This is a genomic window from Pseudoneobacillus rhizolycopersici (genome assembly GCF_054786815.1).
The window spans coordinates 1-836 of record NZ_JBTOOE010000064.1 but is presented as its reverse complement, the minus strand read 5'-3'; the positions used below and the strand labels follow the sequence as shown (position 1 = coordinate 836).

The following is an 836-nucleotide window of genomic DNA, read 5'->3' as shown; positions in this document are numbered from 1 at the left end:
GTAAGTTCCTCGACGCGGCTCAATACTTGATCATACACGTCTTCTACGATAACCGCACGAGAACATGCCGAACATTTTTGTCCGGAGAATCCAAACGCTGAAGCAACAATGGACTGTGCTGCTAACTCTAAATCCGCTTCGCTATCCACAACGATTGTATCTTTACCGCCCATTTCTGCGATAACACGCTTCATCCAAATTTGGCCTTCATTTAATTTAGAAGCACGTTCGAAAATACGTAAACCTACATCACGAGAACCAGTGAAGGAAATGAAACGGGTATCTTTATGGTCAACTAGATAGTCACCTACTTCTGCCCCACTTCCAGGAACGAAGTTTAACACGCCTGCAGGAAGTCCCGCTTCTTCCATTACTTCCACAAATTTCGCTGCGACGATCGGGGTTGTCGAAGCCGGCTTTAATAACACGGTATTACCTGTTACAATCGCCGCCACGGTTGTACCCGCCATAATCGCAAATGGGAAGTTCCATGGAGAGATGATAATTCCTACTCCTAATGGAATGTAGTCATAACGGTTAAATTCGTTTGGACGGCTGTTGACTGGAACACCGTCTTTAATTGCTAGCATTTGACGACCATAGTATTCTAAGAAGTCGATGGCTTCCGCTGTATCTGCATCTGCCTCATTCCATGGCTTACCTGCTTCTTTTGTTAATAAGGCAGAGAACTCATGCTTGCGACGACGAATAATCGTTGCTGCCTTAAATAACACGTCCGCGCGAGTTTCCGGCTTTACTTTTCTCCATGTTTTAAACGCTTCAACCGCTGCTTCCATAGCCTGCTGGGCAAGGTCACGATTTGCTTTTGAAACGCG

Annotated in this window: 1 protein-coding gene; it reads right to left on the bottom strand. The window is 45.7% G+C overall.

What is annotated here, in order from left to right; all coding sequences use genetic code 11:
- Window positions 1-836: aldehyde dehydrogenase family protein (locus tag ACX9YW_RS22855; RefSeq protein ID WP_460351008.1), on the bottom strand; the 836-nt coding region annotated here is incomplete at both ends.